Here is a 20,556-nt window from a genome sequence, read left to right as displayed (position 1 = left end):
CTTGGGGTCACTCCAGGTCGGCGAGCAGCGACTGCTTCAGCTTCCACACCGCGTCGGTGATCGACACATGGTACGTGTGAGGGTTGACCAATCGCCTCACCCCCGGGCCGAGTGCGGCCACATCGGCCACCCGCCGGGCGCCGATCTCGTCGAGGTCGTCGAGGGCCTCCTGGCCGCCATCGGAGACGATGCGCCCGCCGTCGACCACCCGAACGGTCAGCTCCTCGGCCTGCTCCCAGTCCGTAGCGCTCAGCACACGGCCGACATCCGGACGGGAGTGGTGGTGCAGCTCAACGTCCCGCCCCGGCTCGAGGGTCTCGTCCACGGTCGACAGCACATCGGCCGTGGCCATACCCCGTCGGTCGGTCACCCGCCACAGGCGCTTCTTCCCGGGGTTGAGCACCTTCTCGGGGGTGTCGGAGCGTTTGATCGCCGGCTGCCAGGCGCCGTCGCGTTGCAGGGCGACCAGCTTGTACACACCATCGAGGCTGGGGGACCCGTCGCTGGTGGTCAGTCGCGATCCGACCCCGAACACCAGGCGGTCGATCACGGCGGACGCCCGGAGACCCTCCTGGGAGGCCTCCTCCTGGATCTGGTGGGTGATCTGCCACATCGTCAGCTCGTCGAGGCGGCTCGACAACACGATCGTCGTGTCCTCGAACCCGGCCTCGTCCAGCTGGCGGGCCGCCTGAATGGCCAGATAGGCCAGGTCGCCCGAGTCGAGGCGGATGCCCACCGGCCGGTGCCCCCGCCGCCGGAGCTGCTCGAAGACGGCGATGGCATTGGGTACGCCGCTGTTCAGCGTGTCGACCGTGTCGACCAGCAACAAGCAGTCGTCCGGGTAGACGTCAGAGTAGGCCTGGAAGGCGGCCCGCTCGCCCTCGCCGAGGGCCAGGTAGGCCTGGATCATCGAATGGGCGTGGGTGCCGGAGGGGTCGATCCCGGCGGCGTACCCGGCGGCGGTGTTCGAGGTGGAGTTGGCGCCGCCGACCAGGGCGGCGCGTGTGGCGGCATCCGCACCGCGTTCGGCGGCCCGTCGCATGCCGAACTCGAGCACGGGACGCCCCAGCGCCGCCTCGGTCACCCGCGACGCCTTAGTGGCGATCAGGGTGGGGAAGTTCAGCCGGTTCAGCAGCGGGCTCTCGAGGAGTTGGGCGGCAGCTAACGGGCCCTCGACGACGGTGATCGGCGTGTTGGGGTGGACCACTCGGCCTTCGGGCACGGCGTCCACGGTGAGTGCCGAAAAGTCCAGGTCGGCGAACCAACCGAGAAAGTCGTCGCCGAAGAGTGGACCGCCGCTCGTGCTGCGATGCTCGGCCAGCGCGTCGAGGTCGGCGCCGGTCGGGCGCACCGAGTTCATCCAGCGCACGAAGGGGGCCAACCCGGCCGCTACGCAGTACCCGGCCTGGTGGCGGCCGTAGTCCGGGTAACTCCGAAAGAAGTGCTCGAAGCGAGCTGGACGATCGGCCAACCCGGCGCGAAAGTACAGCTGGGCCATGGTGAGTTGGTAGAAGTCGGTCGACAAGATCCCGTCGGTGAGCTGGGGGCCCGGGCGCTGAGGTGCCATGAGAACCAAGCTACGGGGGGACGCTCCCCGTCGGGGCGACGGTGGGGGTACCTTCCCCTCATGGGCCAGATCTTCAACATGACCAATCCCGACGACGCGCTCGGTGACCTGATTGCCGATCAGGGTGCGCCACCGCTTGACGAGCCGGTCGATGGGGCCGCCGTTCCCCGGTACGACGTCCACACGGCGCTCGTCGTTGTCGACGTGCAGAACGACTTTGCCGATGCCGAGGGCTCGTTGTTTGTCGAGGGTGGGCCCCGAGTGGTCCAACGGACCAACGAGGAGATCGCCGCAGCATCCGCCGCCGGCGCATTTGTTGTGTATGCCCAGGACTGGCACCCGCCCGCCACCCCTCACTTCGACACCGACGGGGGGACGTGGCCGGTGCACTGCGTGCGCGACACCTGGGGTGCGCAGTTCCACCCCGACCTGGTGGTGGACGGCCCGGTGGTGCGCAAGGGAACCGGGGGTGAGGACGGCTACTCCGGCTTCACGATGGCCGATCCGGAGACCGGGGCGACATCGCCGACGGGCATGGGTGACCTGCTCGGGGAGCGAGATATCGAGCGGGTCGTCGTCGTCGGGCTGGCACTGGACGTCTGCGTCAAGGCCACCGCACTCGATGCCAAGTCGCTCGGGTTCGAAACGACGGTGGTTGCCGACGCGACCGCCCCGGTGATCGCCGAGGATGGCGAGCGCACCCTCGGTCTGTTCGACAAGGTTGGCGTCGCGGTCGCCTGACCTGAAGTCGGGAGTGCGGAGTGCCGGCTGGGCGCGCTTTGGGCTCCCGACTACCAACCCTCTTCCGAAGTCGGGAGTGCGGAGTGCCGGCTGGGCGCGCTTTGGGCTCCCGACTACCCGGCGTCGACCGGATCGGTCGACTGGAGCAGGTCGACGACCGGGCCGGACGGCGCACGGTCGGAGCGACGGTAGACGGCGATGTAGTCGGTATCGGCGGCGTCGTGGCGAAGGAGCGCACGGCTGATGGCACGCGTCGCTGCCCACGCCCGCCCGTTCAGGTGGACCTTGGTGCGCACCTGGCGCTGCTTGTTGTCCTCGAAGGATTCCTCGGCGATCACGTCGAGGCCGAGGGCCGTTGCGAGGCGTCGCAGGCGCTCCGGGGCGATTGCGGGGTCGAGCACGGTGTCGAAGGGCGTGCCGTGGGCGCCGGGATCCCGGCCGAGCGCACGGCGATAGAACCACTCGTGGAAGGACTGGGGTGTGAACTTGGTGATGATCGCCTTGGGTGAGCGCACCTGTGGAACTGCGATCACCAAAACGCCGCCCGGGCGGAGCGCCCGTGCGAGCATGCCGAACACGACGTCGGGCTCCTCGACGTGTTCCAGCGTGAAGATCGAGCTGATCGCGTCGACCGATTCCGGTGCCAACTCCAACTCGTTGGCGCTGAGTATGACCGGATCGGTCACCGTCGTGTTGGCCACGAGTGCCGGCTGGTCGACGTCCACGCCGATCACCCGGGTGGCCCCCTCGAACACCACGTTGGTCTGCTGACCGCAACCCACCTCAACCACGGTGAGGCCGTTGCGGCGAAGCGGTGCGAGTGCCTCGTCGGCGGCAGCCTCCATGCGGTCGAAGATCGCCCGGCTGACCGGGTTCATCTGCCAGTGGGTCTCTGCGGGTCGTCGTTGCGCCAAGGCTGCCTCCTCAGGTTCCTCCGCTGGCCGCCCCCATTCGAAGGGTTCGGCTCGGCCGTGTATCTTCGGCGTCCCTCCGCAGTGAGTGCAAGGTGTGGTACTGGTCGTGGCCGTACCTCAACTCAATACCGGCCGCGGATGTGTTCGACGGATATCTCGATGACGACGCGATCATCGCGCTCCTTGGGCTGGCGATAACGCTCGGCGTACCGGCGGACCCCTTCGGCCACCCGGTCGGGTTCGGAGGTGACGACCGCCGGGCCCTCAAGAGACAGATAGCGTCCGCCGTCCACCTGACAGACCGAGGCCCGCCCGCCTTCGGCCAGGTTGCGCGCTTTGCGGGAGGGGGCGAACGTGATCACCCGGGCCAGGCCAAGCTCGTCATCCCAGGTGAAGCCGACCGGCACCGAGTGGAACGAGCGGTTGGGCAACAGCGTGGTGAGCGTCGCCAGGTGGTAGTCGCCGAGAAACTCCAGCGCCTCGGGGGGGACGTTTGCCGGGTCGATCATGTCCAGCGGTCTACCAGGTGTCGATGCCGGGAACCGCCCGAAGCTCGCCACTCGCTCCGGGCCGCGGCGCTTCCGGCCGTCTGGCGCCCTCCGGGTCTACTCATATCCGACCGCGTCGAGGATCGGTTGCCGAGCCGCCCGACGCGCCGGCCACCACCCGGCTGCCACACCGGCCAGCGCACCACCGGCGGCCAGCACGATCAGCTGGAGCCACGGCAGGTGGATCGTGGCGGCGGCGATGTTGCCCGACAACACGGTGAACAGGCCGGCTCCGAACCACACCCCGAGCGCACCCCCGACGAGCGTGCCGATGCCGGCCATGATGACCGACTCGGCCAGCACCAGCCGGTGAACCTGGGTTCGGGTGGCGCCAACCGATCGCAGCAGACCCAGCTCGCGGGTGCGTTCGTGGATCGAGAGATACAGGGTGTTGACGATCCCGAAGAGCGATAACAGGATCGTGAACCCCAACATCACGTACACCAGGTTGAGCGCCAGCGCGAAGGTGGCGACCGTGTCGTCGAGCCAGTCGGGAACCTCTTGTGCCTTCGCCGCCGGCGCCACCTGCTTCAGCACGTCATCGATGCGATCGACGACCACTGATGGTTCGACGCCCGGGGTGACCGAGATGTAGTACAGCGCGTCCTGACGGAACGCGACGGCGGTCACGTCGTCGAGGTTGCTCATCGGCATCAGAAAGCTGGCGGTCCCGATCGGGCCTTCGAACAGCAGCGAGATCGGATAGCCGACCGAACCGAGCTGCGGGTAGAACACCGTGATCGAGTCGCCGACCGTCCAGCCGTTGGCCCGGGCGGTGTCGGCGTCGACCGCGACGGATCCAGGTACGAGGCTGGACGGGTCCCCACCGATGAGCGGGACGTCGACCAGCGAAAAGAACGGGCCAGGGTCGATCCCCGACACCGAGGAACCGCCGGTGGGGTTGCCGTCGGCGCCGGTGACGGTTGCAGGAATGAAGCGAACCCGGGCCAGGGTGTCGATGCCCTCGGTCGCCTCGACGTCGCCCAGCACGTCGCCGGGGAGTCCGCCCGCGGTCGTGCCGCTCAGCCCGGACGACACGACGATCTGGCCCCGCAGTTGGTCCTCGAAGCCGCCCTTGACGCTGCCGACCAGTGAGGCGACGAAGACGGCCAGCGCGGTGGCGATCGCCACGCCGATGGCCAAGGCTGCCGCGGTGGCGGTGGTGCGGCTGGGATTGCGCCGAGCGTTCTCAGCGGCCATTTGGCCGACCGGCCCGCCGCGCAGGCGTAACGGGGCACCGACCACCCTCCCGACCGGTCCGATCACCAGCGGACCGACGATGAGAAACGACACCAACGTGATGGCGGCGCTGACCGAGAACACGACGGTCCTCAGGCTGACCGACGTTGCGGCCGTACCCGACACCGGGTCGCCCCCGATCAGGGTCAACCGGGCGCTGGCATCGATCACCGCAAGGGCGATCAGCCCGGCGCCGATGCCGCCCACTGCCAAGCCCGCACCGATCATCCTTCGGGGGAGGGAGCCTCGGCCGCGGTCTTCGGCCACCTCGCCCATCGCCGCCACCGGTGAGATGCGGGTGGCCCGCCAGCCGGGCACCAGCGAGGCGATCACGGTGGTGACCACGCCGACCGTCACGCTGCCGAGCACGAGGAGTGGCGTCAGCGTCGGGATCACATCGGGCAGCGTGATCACATTTCCCAGCAGCGCCAGCAACGAGACAACAGCCAGAAAGCCGACCCCCAACCCGAGCAGCGACCCGAGGGTTCCGACAGCGCTCGCCTCGATCATGATGCCGCCGAGGACCTGGGCGCGGCTGGCGCCGCATGCTCGCATCAGCGCCAGCTCGCGGGTGCGCTGGGTGATCAGGATCGAGAACGTATTGGCGATGATGATGCCGCCAACCAGGAGTCCCACGTAACCGAACACCGCCATCAGCTGGGTGAGTAGGCCGAGCGCGCCGCCGGCCTGATCCTGGGTGTCGGCGACGTAGCGCTCGCCGGTGACCGCTTCGAACCCGATCGGCAGCGTCGCGTTCACCCGGTCGGTGAGCACCTGCTGATCGATGTCCGGCTCGGCCCGCAAGGTGAGGAATGCGAACTGGCCTTCGGCACCGGTCAACTCCATCGCCTCTTCGGAGGTGAGAAAGACGACCCGGACGCCGATGTTGTCTTCGCCGGTCGAGCCCAGCCCGCCGATGCCGACGACCGTGTAGCTGCGCAGCCCGACCGCCCCCTGGAGGGCCGTCGTGTCGCCCAGTGCGATCGACTCATCGGTGGCGGTGCGCGGATCGAGCACAACCTCCTGTCGGCTTTCGGGGGCGCGACCCTCGATGATCGCCCCTTGGGTCAGGGCGGGGTCGGTCACCCAGTTGGTGACCAACGTGGGAATGAGGCCTGAGTCGACCGGTTCACCGGTAGCGCCGATGATCCGGGCGAAGCCCTGCACGACGCCGGACGCCCCTGCCACGCCATCGACGTCGCCGACCGCATCGACGAGTCCGGCGGGCACGGTCTGTCGCACCTCGGCGAAGGCCGACGTCTGCACCGAGGTTGAACGAACAACGGCGTCGGTGCCCTCGAGTGTCGAGGAGATCAACCCCTTGGCGGTGTCGGTCAGGGTGTTGCCCAAAAGCTGCACACCCGACAGGAACGCCACTCCCAGGACGACCGCAAGGGCCGACAGCGCCAGTCGGGTCCGCTGCCCGCGCAGCCCGGTGAGGGCGATCCGGATCATCGCTTGGGGCGGGAGACGCCTCCGGAGGAGCGCCGATTCAGTCGATCACAAGCTGGCACCGCAGCGTCGCCGTCCGGTCGGGCGTCGCATGCCAGTCTCAGGTGCCCAGACCTTTCATCCGGTCGAGCACGGCCTCTGCGGTGGGGCGTTGCAGGTCGCCGACCACCCGCCCGTCGACCAGAAAGATCACCTGGTGGGCATAGGCGGCGGCAACCGGATCGTGGGTGACCATCACCACGGTCTGGCCGTAGTCGTCGACCGCCGAACGCATGAAGCCGAGCACCTCGGCCCCCGAGGTCGAGTCGAGGTTGCCGGTCGGCTCGTCGGCGAAGATGATCTGGGGTCTGGTGGCCATCGCACGCGCCACCGCCACCCGCTGCTGCTGGCCGCCGGACAGCTCGCTGGGGCGATGGGACAACCGGTCGGACAGACCGACCGTGTTGACCACCGTGTCGAGCCAGCCCTGATCCGGCTTGGTCCCGCCCAGGTCGAGGGGCAGGGTGATGTTCTCCGAGGCGGTGAGCGTCGGGATCAGGTTGAACGCCTGAAAAACGAACCCCACGTGTTCGCGACGCAGCAGCGTCCGCTGCTTGTCCGACAGCGTCGAGAGGTCGGTGTCGCCGATGAACACCTGCCCCGCGGTCAGGGTGTCCAGGCCGGCCATGCAGTGCATCAGGGTGGACTTGCCGGAGCCCGACGGACCCATGATCGCTGTGAAGCGTCCGGAGGGGAAGGCCACGGTCACGTCGTTCAGTGCGAGCACCTCGGTGTCGCCGGAGCCGTACGCCTTGGTCGCACCGAGCGAGTGGGCGGCGGGTGCGCCGGCCGTCGCAACGCCGCCGGTGGCACCGGGTGGCGTCGCTGGGCCGTCGGCGGCGGGCGGCGGGGTGGCCGATGGTGGAGAGCTCATGGTGCCACGCTACCGGGCGCGAGGGACGGTCGACGTTCCGGAACGACGCCGACGCCGGTGCGAACGTAGTCTGGGCCCGTGCAGTGTCCGACGTGTGGAACCGAAGTTCCACCCGGAGCGCGTTTCTGTCCATCGTGTGGGGCGTCGGTCAGCGCTCCGACCGAGGAGCGCCGGGTGGTCAGCGTGTTGTTCGCCGACCTGGTCGGGTTCACCGGGCTGTCCGAGCAGCTCGATCACGAGCAGGTCAAACACCTCGTCGACGGCGCCTTCGAACGGTTGGTCCACGATGTCGTCAGCTTCGGTGGGCGGGTGGACAAGATCGTGGGCGATGCGATCGTCGCCTTGTTCGGAGCGCCGGTGGCCCACGAGGACGACGCCGAACGGGCTGTGCGGGCCGCGCTCCGGATGCAGGCGAGCCTCGAGGAGTACGCCACCGAGACCGGGGTCGAGGTTCGCATGCGGGTGGGGGTGAACACGGGCGAGGTGTTGGTTGGCGCCCTGCGGGCCGGCGGCGACTACACGGCGATGGGCGACGTGGTCAACGTCGCCGCCCGGCTTCAGACCTCGGCAGATCCGGGTTCGGTGTTGGTGGGTGAGCCCACCCGACATGCCACCGAGGACGCGATCCGTTACGAGTCCCGCGGCAAGTTGCTGGTGCGGGGCCGCGACCAGCCGGTCGACGCCCACCTGGCGCTCGAGCCGGTTGCCCGACCCGGCGAGCGGCCGTGGTCGCCGCGCGTGCCGCTCGTCGGACGTCACGCCGAGCTGGCCCTGCTCGGCGATGCCGTGACCAACGCCATCGATCGACGCCGGGCGATGGTGCTGCTGCTCAGCGGCGATGCTGGGGTCGGCAAGAGCCGCTTGGCCGACGAGCTGGCCGACCGCGCCGCCGGGGTCAACGGAGCCCGCGTCCTCACCGGCCGGTTCATTCCCTACGGCGAGGCCAACCAGTGGTCGGCCATCGCCGAGGTGCTGCGCCAGGGGCTGGGGCTTGCCGAGGAGGCGAGCGAAGCTGAGGCGAGCGAGGCCGCCACCAGCTCGATCGCTGCGCTGCTCGACCCGGTCATCGACGGCAACGATCTCGACGGCGTGGTCAACGGGGTGCTCCACCTGATGGGCTATGACAGCCCGCTGCGCGACACCGAGCCCAGCCGTGCCCGCGTCGAGGCCACCCGGGCGCTGGTCAGCTACATGTCGGCTTCCATTCGGCGGGGGCCGATCCTGGTGCGTCTGACCGACCTGCACTGGGCCGACGACTCGGTGTTGGCACTCCTCGACGAGCTGGTCGAGCGCCTGGCTGCCACCCCGCTGGTCGTGCTGGCGACCGGTCGACGATCGCTGACCCGACGCTGGTCGCCCCGCGCCGGTCGGCACGACATCCTGGTGATGAACCTCGACCCGTTGGGGCCTGACGACGCGCTGGCGCTGTTGCGACGCCTGAGCCGGGATCAGGACCTCAGCGGCGAGGTGGCAACGGTGCTACTGGAGCGCAGCGGAGGTAATCCGCTGTTCCTTGAGGAGCTCGTGCGCTTCGTCCAGCGTCAGGCCGAACTGGAACCAGCCTCAGCCGATCGGCCGGGCGTGCGCTCTGACGGTCTGCAGTCCCTCCCCGAGCTGCCCGACACGCTGCGGGGGTTGCTCTCCGCCCGGATGGACGCGTTGGAAGGAGGGGAGGTCGAGGTGGTGGAGGACGCAGCAGTCTGGGGTCCGACCGGCTCGCTCATCGTGCTCGAGGAGATGGGCCGGGCCAGGGGGGTCGAGGCCGAGCGGATGTCGGAGACGCTTCGGCGTCTGGCCCAGAAGGATGTCCTGGTGCTCTCCGGCGGTGACTGGTGCTTTCGCAACGACGTCTTGCGCGAAGTGGCCTATGGGCGCCTGACGAAGACCGAACGGCTGCGCCGCCACCGCGACGTCGCCACCTACTTGAGTGCGCTGGCCGACACTCGCGACGCCGACGATGGCCTGGTGGAGACCGTTGCCCGCCACTACACCGAGGCGGCTCTACTGCAGCGCAGCCTGTTGGGGGCCGACCAGGTCGACCCGGAGCTGGACGAAGCGGCGCTCGCCTGGACCGAGGATGCCGCCGAACGGGCCGAGGCCGGTGCCAACTGGTTGCTGGCCGACCGGCTGTTCGGCCGGGCGATGGAGGTACTCGGCGACGAACAGGCCGATCGTCGGGTGGCCTACCTGCTCGGCCGGGCCGGCGCCCGCTTGCAGCGGTGGGCGATCGAGGAGGCCGGGGCCGACCTCGACGAGGCCGGTGCGTTGACCGACTCCCACCCGGTGGCCGAGGCGAGGGTGCACTTGTTGCGCGCCGACCTTGAGCGACGTCGGGGTCGCTTCGAGCGGGCCGAGCGTTTGGCCGAAGGAGCCCGCCGGGCGTTGCAGCGGGTGGGGGCGACCGCAGAGCTGGCGGAGGCGTTTCGGATGCTGGGGATGATCCGGTTGTTCAGCGGCGCCGTCGCCGAAGCCGAGGCACCGGCTACCCGAGCCTTGGAGCTGTACCGCAAGCTGGACAATCCGCAGGGCGAGGCCTGGGCGACCCAGCACCTGGCATGGATAGCGTTCATGTTGGGGCGGATCGGGGAGGGCGAGCGGCGCATTGAGGCCTCGGTGCGCATGTTCGAGGCGGCCGGGGACCGCGCGGGCATGATGTGGTCGCTGGGCCTCGAGGCCAACCTGTTGTTTCACAACGGGTTTATCGAGGAGGCCGCCGAGGTGGCCGAGGTTGTCTTCGAGGAGGCCCAGACCAGCGACGACATCTGGGCCCAGGGGATGATGATCTCCGTTCTCGCCCAGGTTGAGCTGTGGCGTGGCCGCACGTCGGTGGCGGTTCGGGGTGCTGAGCGGGCGGTCGAGCTGCTCGAACCGCTGGGCGATCCGTTCGGGCTCACCCAGGCACGCGTGTTGCTCGGCCGCGCCCTGGTGATGGCCGGGCGCGTCCAACATGGGCTCGCCGAGCTCGATCGGGCTGCGCGGGAGAATGGCGACAAGCTGACCAATCAGTTTGTCGCCCAGCCGTTGATCGAGGCGCTGATCGGCGATCTGGCTGCCGGTACGGCGCGGCAGCTGTTGAAGGATCAGCCGGCGGTTCGCAACGTCGGCTCGCTCGAGGTGATGACGGCGGCGGTCTTGGCGCTTATCTGCGATGGGGCCGACGAGGAGGCACGTTCGGAGTTACTGGGCTTCGCGGTGGCCGCGTCGGTCGGGTCGGGCCTCGGCGATTTGATGGGAGGTGGACGTCCGCTGGCGCCCTGGCGCAGCGACCTGGAGTTGCTGCGCAACGGCCAGCTCCACCGCGGCATGGCCCAGGGCAGCACCATTTCGTTCGACGGCGCGGGCAACGAGGGGGGCGAACTCCACGAGGTGGGTTCGGCTCGTCGATTCGGTGGCGTGCACGGGGCCCGAACCCGAGACGACATTCGTCGGGTCAGCGCCCAGATGGAGCGCCCGCCGAGTTGGTCGTTGCACCCCCAGCACCGAGTGCCGAGCGACCCCGACCCGGCGACCGTCGATCGACTGATCGAAGCCGACACGCCCTACCCGCCGGATGCCCCTCTGCTCGACCCCGACCAGGGCCATCCCGATGCCAACGACGCTGATCGCAGTGACCCCGATGTCAACGGCACCGATCCCAGCGACACGGTGCCGGCGGTCAAAGCCGCTGATTCCTTCGACTCGGTCGGGCACGACGATCGTCCGCTCGGCGAGCCCCTTTTCGCGCTCCCCCCGTCCCTTGGTTCGGTCGCCGATGACGCTGGGATGCCGGAGATCGGCCTCACGCCGGAACTGCTCCAGGTCGCCGCCCGCTATCCCGCGATCGGTGCGGTTGCTGCGTTGGCTGAAGCGGTGGGCGATCAACCCGAGCGGGCGGAGACGTTGTGCAGGACGGTGGGCCGCTCGAAACGAGCGACCTACCACGACGGTGCGCTGGCCCTCCTGTCGGTTGGCGTGGCGGCCGCTCGAACCGACCGGCCGACCGCCGCCATCGAGGCGGTGGAGGGGGCACGGGCGCAGGTGGCTCCCACGGGCGACCGCTTGTTGGGGGCCATCGTCGCGTTGGGCGCGGCCGAGATCGCCACATCGGTGGGCGACGACCGGGCCGAAGCGTGGGCGCGGTCGGCCGACCTTGCCTGGGAGGATCTGGCGGTCAAACCCAAGGGCTGGCGTCGCCTGTGGCGTCGGGTGCTGCCCTGAAGCTGGGTGATCCGATCGACAAGCCGCTCGGATCACCACGGCTCCTCCCCCTCAGCCCCCGGCGAGTCGGCCTCGTCGAGGATGCTGACTGACGGCGGTCACGCCCGCAGGCGTGACCGCCTCAATAGTCGACCAAGTTAGTCGGGTAGTAGCTCCATCTCAATTCTTGACCAGATATGTCGACTTTCGGGCTGAGCGTCACGGTGAGGTGGCGGACTCACGTCGGAGTGTGGCGAAACCCGGTGACCCATGACATGCTTACTTTTGCTAGCACTGAGTTGACTCCAGTTGCCACGCTAGCTATAGTTAGCATCGTTACATCGAAGAGCAAGCGGCTCGGCAAACGCCAGGGCCCGCCAGGAGGCACCAAAATGAGCACCACCATTCTCGACCGAGTTGTTGAAGTTGAAGACCAGATCGTCGACTCGATCGGCCAGGTCAAGGAGCCGGTCGTGAGCGCCACCGAAGCTGCGACCAAGTTCGTCCAGGAGCGGGTTGAGGTCGCACTGCGCCCGGTCCCGATGGCCGAGAAGCTCCCGACGCCTGAAGAGGTGCTGAACGCGCAGTTCGACTTCGCCAGCAAGCTGCTCGTCACTTCCAAGGACGTGGCCCTCGCCGTGGCCAAGGCCGCTGCGCCCGTCACCAACAAGTGGCTGGACCGCAAGCCCAAGCCCGTGCGCGCCGCCAAGAAGAGTGCCGCCTGATCGGCTGGGGTGAGTCCGAAGGGGCTTACCCCATCATTTCTGGAGTTCGGGGACCTACCCTCCCCCCCCTCGGGTCCCCGAATCTCCATCTCGTTCGCACTCCGTTCTCCCCCCTTACGTGACGTGCGAGCGCTGACCGGCCCCCCTCAGTGGGGGCCGGTCGTCTTTTTGGATCGTCCTTGCCGTCTGCCGAACCGAGGAGCCCGCGCTTCGGCACACGGCCCTCCGTTCGTGTGGTCGGGGACCCCTGGGCTTGACCCGTCGCCCAGTCAGCGGAGCTCCGCCGCCACGCGTTCGCCGATGGCCAGACTCGCCGTCGCCGCCGGGGAGGGCGCATTCAGCACGTGGGTGATCCGGCCGACCGAAGCGATCACGAAGTCGTCCTCCAGGCCGCCATCGCCGCGCAGAGCCTGGGCTCGCACCCCGGCGGGGGACGGCTCCAGATCGCCTGCCATGATGCCAGGCACCAGCTCGGCGACCGATGCGGCAAAGCGCCGGCGCGAGAGCGATCGGGCTACCTCATCGAGGCCGACCCGCCAGTACCTCCCGGCCAGGTGCCACACCGGAGGTTTGGCCAACAGGCGAGCCACCTCCAACGGATCGATTCGGCCCCAGCGGTACCCGTCCCGGGCCAGTGCCAGCACCGCGTTGGGTCCAGCGTGCACTTCGTCGTCGACCCCGCGGCTGAGGTGCACCCCCAGAAAAGGCAACTCGGGGTCGGGCACCGGGTAGATCAGTTCCCGCACCCACCCGGCGGCACCGGGCCTCAACCGGTGGTATTCCCCCCGAAACGCCACGATGCTCAGCCGCTTCGTGGTCGAGCGGGCCTTGCCAGGCGGATGCCGGGTGGTAGCGCCCGTTCCAAGGCTGGCGTCGGCGTCGGAACCTTCGCTACCCGATGATGCCCGGCACGGTCGATGGGTCCGGCGCTCGAGGCGGTCGGCCCACAGGCCGGCGCAGGCCACCACCTGCCCGGTGCGGACCGTGCCGTGGTCGGTGTGAACGCTCACGCCGCCGCGTTCCTCGGCCAGCTCCAGCACCCTCCAGCCCAGATGCACTGCGTCCGGACCGATCTCGGCCAACGTCGCCGCCACCTGCCGGTAGTCGATCACTCCGGTTGCCGGCACGAACAGCCCGGCCTTGCCGACGGCATGGGGCTCGTGCTCGGCGATGTCGGCCGGCCCGAGCCGTTCGGCCGCCACACCGTTGGCTGCGCCCCGTCGCGCCAGCTCATCCAGGGCCGGCAGCTGTTCGTTGCGCGTGGCAAGCACCACTTTGCCGCCGATGCGATGGGCTACGCCGTGCTCGCCGGCAAAATCCACCATTGCCCGCTGGCCTCGCACCGCCAGCTCGGCCTTGGCCGAACCCGGGCGGTAGTACAGCCCGCTGTGCAGGACTCCCGAGTTGCGTCCGCTCTGATGGTGGGCCAATTCGGCCTCTTGCTCCAGCACCATGATCGTCCGAGTCGGAAACCGCTGGCGCGCAGCCCAGGCCACCGCCAGGCCCACGATTCCTCCGCCGACGACGACCATGTCGGCATCCACCGGTTCCAAGCTGGGCGTCATCTCCTCAGTCTGCCCGCCTTGGCGATGCCGGGCAGCAGGAGTTGCAGCGCTGGGTCTCCCTGTCTCCTGCTGCGCCGGGTGTGGGAGGGGATCTTCGTCGTTGCGACGACACGAAGCTGCCTTGAGGGCCAGAGCGGGGCGTGCCCGTGCAACCGAGGCACCGATGCGACACTGGTGGACATGGCCAACGGTCGGTTCGCCCCCAGCCCCTCGGGCCCGCTGCACGTCGGCAACCTGCGCACCGCGATGCTGGCCTGGTTGTTCGCCCGCAGCACTATCGGACGCTTTGGCATGCGCATGGAAGACCTGACCACCGGTGCCGCGCCGGTGGCCGAGGCCGAGCAGCTGGCCGATCTCGAGGCGCTCGGGCTGGACTGGGACGGGCCGGTCACCCACCAGTCAAAGCACTCCGAGCGCTATCGGGCTGCGTTGGCCGAGCTGGACGCAGGCGGTCGTATCTACCCCTGTTTTTGCACCAGGCGGGAGATCCGCGAGGCCGGCGCGGCACCGCACGGCGAAATTGACCTGCACCGATACCCGGGTACGTGTCGGTCCCTCGGCGCAGCCGAGCGGACTCGCCGGGCTGAGTTCCGCTCTGCGGCACTTCGGCTGGATGCCCAAGAGGCAGAGGTGAGCGTGGTCGATCGCCTGCTCGGGCCGCTGACCAGCGTGGTCGACGACTTCGTGCTGCAGCGGGGCGACGGGGTGGCCGCCTACAACTTGGCAGTCGTCGTCGACGATGCGGCCGAGGGTGTCGAGGAGGTGGTGCGCGGTGACGACCTGTGGCCCTCCACGCCCCGACAGGTGTTGCTGGGTCGCCTGCTCGGGCTGCCCACCCCGGCGTTTGCTCATGTGCCGCTGGTCCTGGGGCCCCTGGGTGAGCGCTTGGCCAAGCGGGACGGTGCGGTCACGCTGGCCGATCGGCGGGCGCTGGGCGAGAGCCCCGATGATGTGCGCGGGCGGCTGGCCCGCAGCCTCGGCCTGACCGAGAGGGGGGAGTGCCCAACGATGGTCGATCTGCTCGATCGCTTCGACCCGGCTGCATTACCGGCGGAACCATGGACCTTCGATCCGAGCGGTGATCAACCCGCCGTTGACCCTTTTGCTTAATGCCATTAGGTTTCCTAGGTGGCATTGGAAACAGACCGGCGAACCCGCAAACGGCTGGCACGACGGCGGGAGTTGCTCGACATCGCCGCAGACCTGTGGGACGAAGGTGGTCCCGAGGCGCTGACCCTGGCTGCGATTGGTGAGCGAGCCGACCTGACCGCCCCGTCGCTGTACACCTACTTCCCCTCCAAGTCCGCCATCGTCGCCGCCCTGCAGCGGGATGCGTTGGAGGTGTTGGCCCAGGCCGCCCGGGAGGCGGTCGACGCCTGGAGTGCCTCCGACGGGTCCGACCCGCACGTGGTCGCGCTGGGCCGCCTGGTCGCCTTTTCGGACCTCACCATGCGGGCACCGACCGAACACCCGCTGGAGTTCGGCCTTCAGCAACGCCTGATGGCCAGCCCCGGCCTGGAGGACCCCAACGACGCGGCCGGCGTACTGCCCGCAGCCTTCGAGGCGCTGGCGGTTCCCGCTGCTCTGATCGACCAGGCCGTCGAGGCTCGGGCCGTCGATGCCACCGATCCGGAAACGATGTTGGGGGCAGCCGATTCGTCGACGGTGCGGGCCGTGCGCTGGTTGGCGGCGCTGCACGGCGCGTTGGCGGTCGATGCGCTGCCCGTGGGGGTTCCGGCCGACGGCCACACCATGGGGCGGCTGCTCACCTGCGACCTGCTGCGGGGCTGGGGCGCCGATGCCGAACGACTCGTCGATGCGCAGGCCCTGGCCGACGACTGGAGACACCGATGACCGAGATCCTGTTGATGATCGTCGCCTTCGTCGGAGGGTGGATCGGGTGGACGCTGGCCGAATACGTCCTGCACCGCTTCGCCATGCATGCCCTGGGTGGCAAGGGCATCATGAGTCGGGAGCATCTCGAACACCACGTGACGTCGTCGTGGTCGTTCGATCCCGTCATCCTGCTTGCCTGGGCGGGCATTTTCCTTGTCGGGTGCGCCGTCTGGATACCGCTCACCCGCCTGGCCGGTGCCAGCTGGCCGGTCGCCGCGTCGGTGGCCGTCGGCTGGGGGGTGGGGTACTTCTTCTACGAGTTCTTCCACGCCCGGGCCCACCTCGTTCCACCCACCGGCACCTACAGCACCTGGCTGCGCCGCCATCACTTCCACCACCACTTTGGCCACCCCATGGCCAACCACGGGGTCAGCGTCATGTGGTGGGACCGGGCGTTCGGCACCTTGGAGCGTCCCGACACCGTCCGGGTTCCCCGCCGCCTGGCCCTGCCGTGGTTGGTCGATGACTCCGGCGAGCTGCTGCCCGAGTTCGTTGACGACTACCGGTTGGTCGGCTCGGCAGACGCGGGCGAGCGGGAGGCCATGTTGGACCGTGCCCGGGCGTTCGCCTCGGTGGCGCCGGTCGACTGAGCCGAGTGACCGGCGGTTATCGACCTTCCAGGAACTGCTGGTAGCGCCACTCCAGGCGATCCCGGTTGGGTCGATCAACCCGTTTCTTGGGAACGACGCGCAGCGGTTTGCGGTGCAGCGCCTGGATCCCGTGCTGGAGCATTGGCCCGTCCACCTCGTCGAGCAGGTCCTCGTTCACCTCAACCACGAGGTCCGGGCGGACGCCGAGGAAGCGGGCGTCGTACGCGGCGTGGTGGATCTTGCACAGCGAGAGCCCGTTGGGCGTGATTGCCAACCCGTCCGGCTGATCGTCGGGGACGATGTGGGCGGCGTCGAGCAGGGGTGAATGCCGAAGCGCGCACATCGAGCAGCGCTGGTCGTAGGCGGTGAGCACCCGGGTACGAAAGCCGTGCTGATGCAGACGGGTCTTGGCCGACCGCACGGCGTAGGAGCGGCCGTCGATCTCGGCGGGAACCCCGCGCTGAGCTGTATCGCCAGGTTCACCCGGCGCTGCCGCGATGACGAGGTCGACCCTGAGCTCCCCCGGGTGGTCCCCGCTGACGTACACCGGGAACTCCGCCAGGTACCGGCCGCTGCTGACGCCGTAGAGGTACACGAGGGGAAGTCGGTGTTCCCAGGCCCGACGGAGCGCCCGATTGGTCCACAGGTCGGGGTCCTCGCCCTGGTAGGCGTAGGACAGCCGACTCTCGTCGATCCAACGGTCGAGGTAGGGAGGGGGTTGACCTGCGGGTGGAGCGGTCGTCATGACCGAGATCGGGGCGTCGAGCGACCTGGGCTTGTGGATCCCGAGGCCGCTGGACATCACACCAATTCGGTGACCGTCGACGTCGATACCCTGCTGGAGCTTCTTGGCCGGGAGCGCGTCGGGATGAGCTTTGGACAGCTCGGCCAGCCAAGCGAAGACCTGCGAACGCACCCTGTGCTCCCACTCCAGGTCCATTTTGGGACGCTACTTCGCAGCCGCAGGTGACGGCGCCCTGTTGGGGTGCCTCGCTTAGACGTCGAGGACGGCCGGGTCGACCAGCTCGGAGTTCTCGAGCAGAAACGCCTTGCGGCGGGCGACGTCGCTGCCCATCAGCACTTCGAAGCGGTCGGCCGCACGGGTGGCCTCCATGGCGTCCTCCATCGTGAGGCGACGCAGGATCCGGTTCTCGGGATCGAGACACGTTTCGAACAGCTCGTTGACGTCCATCTCCCCCAGGCCCTTGAAGCGCACCCAGTTGAGCTTTTCGGTGTTGCGGCCGCTGGCGGCCAGCTCGGCGGTCAGAGCGTCACGTTCGGCATCGCTGAAGGTGTAGCGCACCTCGTCGCCCACCTTCACCGAGTACAGCGGTGGCTGTGCGGCGAACACCCGTCCCGCCTCCAGCAGCGGTCGCATGTAGTGGTAGAAGAGCGTCAACAGCAGGCAGCGGATGTGGCTGCCGTCGACGTCGGCATCGCAGAGGATGATGATGCGGCCGTAGCGGGCATCGTCAAGGTTGAAGTCACGGCCGAACCCAGCGCCGATGGCAGTGAACAGTGCCTGGGCCTCGGCGTTCTCCACCACCTGCTTCATGGTGGCCTTGCCGGCGTTGACCACTTTGCCGCGCAGCGGCAGCACCGCCATGTTCTCAGAGTTCCGCCCCGCCTTGGCCGGGCCGGCCGCCGAGTCGCCCTCGACGATCAACAGCTCGGCGTCCATCCCGTGGGTGCGGCAATCGGCCAACTTGTCGGGCATGCCGGTTGCGCCGAGCTTGGCGGCTTTGCGCCGAGCGTCGAGCGTCTGTCGCGCTGCTACCCGGTTGATCACCGCTTGGGCCAGCTTCTCGCGCACCGCCGAGATGTGGCTCTTGGCGCCGCCGCCGTCGAACCAGGTCACCATGCCGTCCTTGGTGATCTCGTAGGCGATCGATTGCACGCCCGGCGTGCCCAGCTCGCCCTTGGTCTGGCCGCGAAACTGGGGCTCGGGCAGCGTCACCTTGAGGGCGGCCACCAGGCCCTCCTGCACGTCGCCCTTCTCGGCGCGGCCCTTGCCCTTCTTCTCGAGCGCCGCCAGCTTGCGCAGGCCGGGCAGCAGCGTGTCGTTGACCGCTTTGGTCAGCGCTCGTTCGAACCCAGCGACGTGGGTGCCGCCCTCGGCGGTGGGGATGGTGTTGACGAAGCTGACGACGCGGGTGTCGTAGCCCTTGACCCAGCGAAGCGCGAGGTCGACCTCGCAGGTTCGTTCGGTCTCGGTCAGCTTGCCGTCGACGGGGACCTTCTCGGTGAAGGTGCCCTCGCCGCGGATGGTGATCACCTCGCACAGCGGATCGCCGATCGACAGGTAGTCGACAAAGTCGGCCAGCCCGCCCTTGGCCGAGAACTCCTCGGGTTCGGGTGGGTTGGTGCCGCGCTTGTCGGTCAGGCGCACTTTGAGGGTGGGGACCAGGAAGCACACCTCGGCCACGTGGTCGCGCACCCGTTCGTGGTCGATGCGAGCATCCGGGTCGAAGATGTCGGTGTCCGGCCAGAACCGCACCCGCGTGCCGGTGCGTCGGGCCGGGATCTTCTTGATCTTCTCCAGCTTGGACGAGGGGGTGAAGCCGCCGCGTGGCCCGATATGACCCGGGCGTCGCTCGACGAAGGCCAGACGCCAGGTGGCGCCGTCGAGGTCGACCTCGACGACCAGTTTCGTCGCCAGTGCGTTCACCACCGATGCGCCCACCCCGTGCAGCCCGCCCGAGGATCCGTAGGCGCCGGAGCCAAACTTGCCGCCGGCGTGCAACTCGGTAAACACGACCTCAACGGCGGTGCGGCCGTCGGCCTTCTGGCCGGTGGGGATGCCCCGCCCGTTGTCGGACACCTCGACCGAGCCATCCCGATGCAGGGTGACCTCGATCAGGTTGGCGTGTCCGGCGGCGGCCTCGTCGACCGCGTTGTCGATCAGCTCCCACACAAGGTGGTGCAGGCCGGACGATCCGGTTCCCCCGATGTACATGCCCGGGCGCTTGCGGACCGCTTCGAGGCCCTCGAGCACCTCGATGTGAGAAGCGTCGTAACCGGATTGGGTGGTGTCGTCGGCCATCGGGGGCGAGGGTCTCCTGGGCGTGATGAGGGTGCGGTCGGGCGAGATCGGCCCGGAGCTGGGCGCAGGCCGACGAACGGGTGTTCGTCGACGAGGCTACTCGCTTCGTTGGCGCTCAAGTCCCATCGGGTTGGGAAACGGCACCTCGCCGGAGCGCTGGATTGCGTCGGCCAGGGGCCCCAATGCCTGCTCCAGCCGGTCGAGATCGGCCGGGTCCCGGTGGGCAAAGGCTCCCCAGGCGGCCCGATCGGTGGCGGCCTCCACCCGCAGCAAGGTGTCCTGCCCCAACATCGTGGCCTGACCATTCTCATCGAGCAGTTCCATGCCGGCCAGGACAAGGATTTCGCGTTGCCACTCTTCGGGTTCCCAGGCCCGGGCGCTGCGGAGGGTCTCGGCGGGGATACGACCCACACCTACCTGTAACAGGTTGGCCTGAATCCCGGTGAGCCCCTCGGTGACATACGCAGCGATGTGCCCGTCGCCCCGGTGCTCGCGCAGCAGGGTGGCTCCGCGCCACAGGTCCTCGATCGGCTCGCCCGTCCGATCGACGGTCAGGTTGGCGGCGAAGAGCCCGCGCCCGTCGACGGGTGCACCCTCGCCCAGGTCTGAGAGCTGATCGGCGAGCCATTCCAACGTTGAATCGTCGATCCCGGGCCCGCTGCCGTCCGTCGACCAGATGCGACGAAGAGCGGCGGCCGAGCCAGAGCGGCGCGCTGCCAACATCGCTTCCGGCGAAGTGAGGTTCCAGGCCTCGGGCAGGGCCCGGCCAATGCGTCGGGGGTGGAAGTTGGCGAACAGAGCGACCACCGGAGCGGCCGTCACCGTGCCCAGCGGAGCAGCCCGGCTGGCGACGTAACCCATCCAGAAGCCTTTGGTGCCCGCTTCGGCGTACCCAGCCAGTGGCTCGGGGGAGAAATAGGCCACGGCATGGATCGGTTCCAGCAGGTGCCACAAGCGCCGGGCGCGTTCGCGATCGGTGGGATAAAGCCGATCCTGGCGGGATGCGCTGGCCACGCAAGCACTTTACGACCCCGACGCTTTCGTGCGTCGCGTGCCCACGTTGCGCTTCGTCGGTGACGCACACAGTGAGCAACTGCGTCGGTCGTGACGTTGGTGCAGCGTCGACGCAATCGTGAGCAGTTGGAGGTCTGCGGGGTCGTCGCGTGCCATCGCAGCCGTGAGCCTTG

Annotated in this window: 15 protein-coding genes; 6 read left to right on the top strand and 9 right to left on the bottom strand. The window is 68.8% G+C overall.

Annotation, left to right across the window (positions count from 1 at the left end):
* Positions 1–7: 7 nt before the first annotated feature.
* Complete coding sequence (locus PKD89_RS02865; protein WP_289011341.1) at positions 8–1,567, bottom strand: nicotinate phosphoribosyltransferase; 1,560 nt, start codon at positions 1,565–1,567, stop codon at positions 8–10.
* Positions 1,568–1,627: 60 nt separating this feature from the next.
* Here PKD89_RS02865 and PKD89_RS02860 point away from each other — a divergent pair, with 60 nt between their 5' ends.
* Positions 1,628–2,308 carry an isochorismatase family protein gene (locus PKD89_RS02860; protein WP_287379938.1) on the top strand — a complete coding sequence of 227 codons (681 nt, stop codon included), beginning with the start codon at positions 1,628–1,630 and terminating at the stop codon, positions 2,306–2,308.
* A gap of 113 nt (positions 2,309–2,421) precedes the next feature.
* Here the strand turns inward: PKD89_RS02860 and PKD89_RS02855 are convergent, their stop codons facing one another.
* The 4 genes from PKD89_RS02855 to PKD89_RS02840 all read right to left on the bottom strand — a co-directional run bounded on the left by PKD89_RS02855 (position 2,422) and on the right by PKD89_RS02840 (position 7,374).
* Entirely contained in the window at positions 2,422–3,222 is an 801-nt protein-coding gene (locus tag PKD89_RS02855) for a class I SAM-dependent methyltransferase (RefSeq protein ID WP_289011340.1), read from the bottom strand.
* 122 nt (positions 3,223–3,344) lie between these two features.
* On the bottom strand, positions 3,345–3,731 hold the full coding sequence (locus tag PKD89_RS02850; protein WP_287379940.1) for a pyridoxamine 5'-phosphate oxidase family protein: 387 nt from the start codon (positions 3,729–3,731) through the stop codon (positions 3,345–3,347).
* 96 nt (positions 3,732–3,827) lie between these two features.
* A complete protein-coding gene (locus PKD89_RS02845; protein ID WP_289011339.1) occupies positions 3,828–6,464 on the bottom strand; it encodes an FtsX-like permease family protein in 2,637 nt (878 codons plus the stop codon).
* Between the two features lie 97 nt (positions 6,465–6,561).
* Positions 6,562–7,374: an ABC transporter ATP-binding protein gene (locus PKD89_RS02840; protein WP_287379942.1), complete on the bottom strand. Its 813-nt coding sequence runs from the start codon at positions 7,372–7,374 to the stop codon at positions 6,562–6,564.
* A gap of 78 nt (positions 7,375–7,452) precedes the next feature.
* Here PKD89_RS02840 and PKD89_RS02835 point away from each other — a divergent pair, with 78 nt between their 5' ends.
* Together PKD89_RS02835 and PKD89_RS02830 are read left to right on the top strand one after the other, a co-directional pair.
* The gene (locus PKD89_RS02835; RefSeq protein WP_324332263.1) at positions 7,453–11,571 is read left to right on the top strand and encodes an adenylate/guanylate cyclase domain-containing protein; all 4,119 of its coding nucleotides are present in this window, start codon (positions 7,453–7,455) and stop codon (positions 11,569–11,571) included.
* Between the two features lie 371 nt (positions 11,572–11,942).
* A complete protein-coding gene (locus tag PKD89_RS02830; protein ID WP_287379944.1) occupies positions 11,943–12,275 on the top strand; it encodes a hypothetical protein in 333 nt (110 codons plus the stop codon).
* A 269-nt stretch (positions 12,276–12,544) separates the two neighbouring features.
* On the opposite strand, the gene PKD89_RS02825 is transcribed toward PKD89_RS02830, so the two are convergent.
* Entirely contained in the window at positions 12,545–13,840 is a 1,296-nt protein-coding gene (locus tag PKD89_RS02825) for an FAD-dependent oxidoreductase (RefSeq protein WP_289011338.1), read from the bottom strand.
* A gap of 180 nt (positions 13,841–14,020) precedes the next feature.
* Here PKD89_RS02825 and gluQRS point away from each other — a divergent pair, with 180 nt between their 5' ends.
* From gluQRS to PKD89_RS02810, 3 genes are read left to right on the top strand one after another with little or no spacing between them, the layout of a single operon-like run.
* Positions 14,021–14,950: a tRNA glutamyl-Q(34) synthetase GluQRS gene (gene gluQRS / locus PKD89_RS02820; protein WP_287379946.1), complete on the top strand. Its 930-nt coding sequence runs from the start codon at positions 14,021–14,023 to the stop codon at positions 14,948–14,950.
* A gap of 18 nt (positions 14,951–14,968) precedes the next feature.
* Positions 14,969–15,694: a TetR/AcrR family transcriptional regulator gene (locus PKD89_RS02815; protein WP_289011336.1), complete on the top strand. Its 726-nt coding sequence runs from the start codon at positions 14,969–14,971 to the stop codon at positions 15,692–15,694.
* Positions 15,691–16,326: a sterol desaturase family protein gene (locus PKD89_RS02810; RefSeq protein WP_287379948.1), complete on the top strand. Its 636-nt coding sequence runs from the start codon at positions 15,691–15,693 to the stop codon at positions 16,324–16,326. The genes PKD89_RS02815 and PKD89_RS02810 overlap by 4 nt, the downstream gene beginning before the upstream one ends.
* Positions 16,327–16,342: 16 nt before the next feature.
* Here PKD89_RS02810 and PKD89_RS02805 read toward each other — a convergent pair whose 3' ends face one another.
* The 3 genes from PKD89_RS02805 to PKD89_RS02795 form a co-directional block, all read right to left on the bottom strand.
* The gene (locus tag PKD89_RS02805; protein ID WP_289011335.1) at positions 16,343–17,266 is read right to left on the bottom strand and encodes an HNH endonuclease; all 924 of its coding nucleotides are present in this window, start codon (positions 17,264–17,266) and stop codon (positions 16,343–16,345) included.
* A 54-nt stretch (positions 17,267–17,320) separates the two neighbouring features.
* A complete protein-coding gene (locus PKD89_RS02800) occupies positions 17,321–19,369 on the bottom strand; it encodes a DNA gyrase/topoisomerase IV subunit B (protein WP_289011334.1) in 2,049 nt (682 codons plus the stop codon).
* Positions 19,370–19,465: 96 nt separating this feature from the next.
* Positions 19,466–20,383 carry an SCO6745 family protein gene (locus PKD89_RS02795; RefSeq protein WP_287379952.1) on the bottom strand — a complete coding sequence of 306 codons (918 nt, stop codon included), beginning with the start codon at positions 20,381–20,383 and terminating at the stop codon, positions 19,466–19,468.
* Positions 20,384–20,556: the final 173 nt, after the last annotated feature.

Origin of the sequence: Candidatus Neomicrothrix sp. (assembly GCF_035329545.1) — a bacterium.
GTDB classification, from domain to species: Bacteria; Actinomycetota; Acidimicrobiia; order Acidimicrobiales; family Microtrichaceae; genus Microthrix; species Microthrix subdominans.
This window is presented reverse-complemented; position numbering and strand designations above follow the sequence as displayed.

What these genes read in the sequence shown, in the direction of transcription:
- PKD89_RS02865 (WP_289011341.1), bottom strand. Translation starts at nt 1,567, where the DNA reads ATGGCACCTCAGCGCCCGGGCCCCCAGCTCACCGACGGGATCTTGTCG.
- PKD89_RS02860 (WP_287379938.1), top strand. Translation starts at nt 1,628, where the DNA reads ATGGGCCAGATCTTCAACATGACCAATCCCGACGACGCGCTCGGTGAC.
- PKD89_RS02850 (WP_287379940.1), bottom strand. Translation starts at nt 3,731, where the DNA reads ATGATCGACCCGGCAAACGTCCCCCCCGAGGCGCTGGAGTTTCTCGGC.
- PKD89_RS02845 (WP_289011339.1), bottom strand. Translation starts at nt 6,464, where the DNA reads ATGATCCGGATCGCCCTCACCGGGCTGCGCGGGCAGCGGACCCGACTG.
- PKD89_RS02840 (WP_287379942.1), bottom strand. Translation starts at nt 7,374, where the DNA reads ATGAGCTCTCCACCATCGGCCACCCCGCCGCCCGCCGCCGACGGCCCA.
- PKD89_RS02830 (WP_287379944.1), top strand. Translation starts at nt 11,943, where the DNA reads ATGAGCACCACCATTCTCGACCGAGTTGTTGAAGTTGAAGACCAGATC.
- PKD89_RS02825 (WP_289011338.1), bottom strand. Translation starts at nt 13,840, where the DNA reads ATGACGCCCAGCTTGGAACCGGTGGATGCCGACATGGTCGTCGTCGGC.
- gluQRS (WP_287379946.1), top strand. Translation starts at nt 14,021, where the DNA reads ATGGCCAACGGTCGGTTCGCCCCCAGCCCCTCGGGCCCGCTGCACGTC.
- PKD89_RS02810 (WP_287379948.1), top strand. Translation starts at nt 15,691, where the DNA reads ATGACCGAGATCCTGTTGATGATCGTCGCCTTCGTCGGAGGGTGGATC.
- PKD89_RS02805 (WP_289011335.1), bottom strand. Translation starts at nt 17,266, where the DNA reads ATGGACCTGGAGTGGGAGCACAGGGTGCGTTCGCAGGTCTTCGCTTGG.
- PKD89_RS02800 (WP_289011334.1), bottom strand. Translation starts at nt 19,369, where the DNA reads ATGGCCGACGACACCACCCAATCCGGTTACGACGCTTCTCACATCGAG.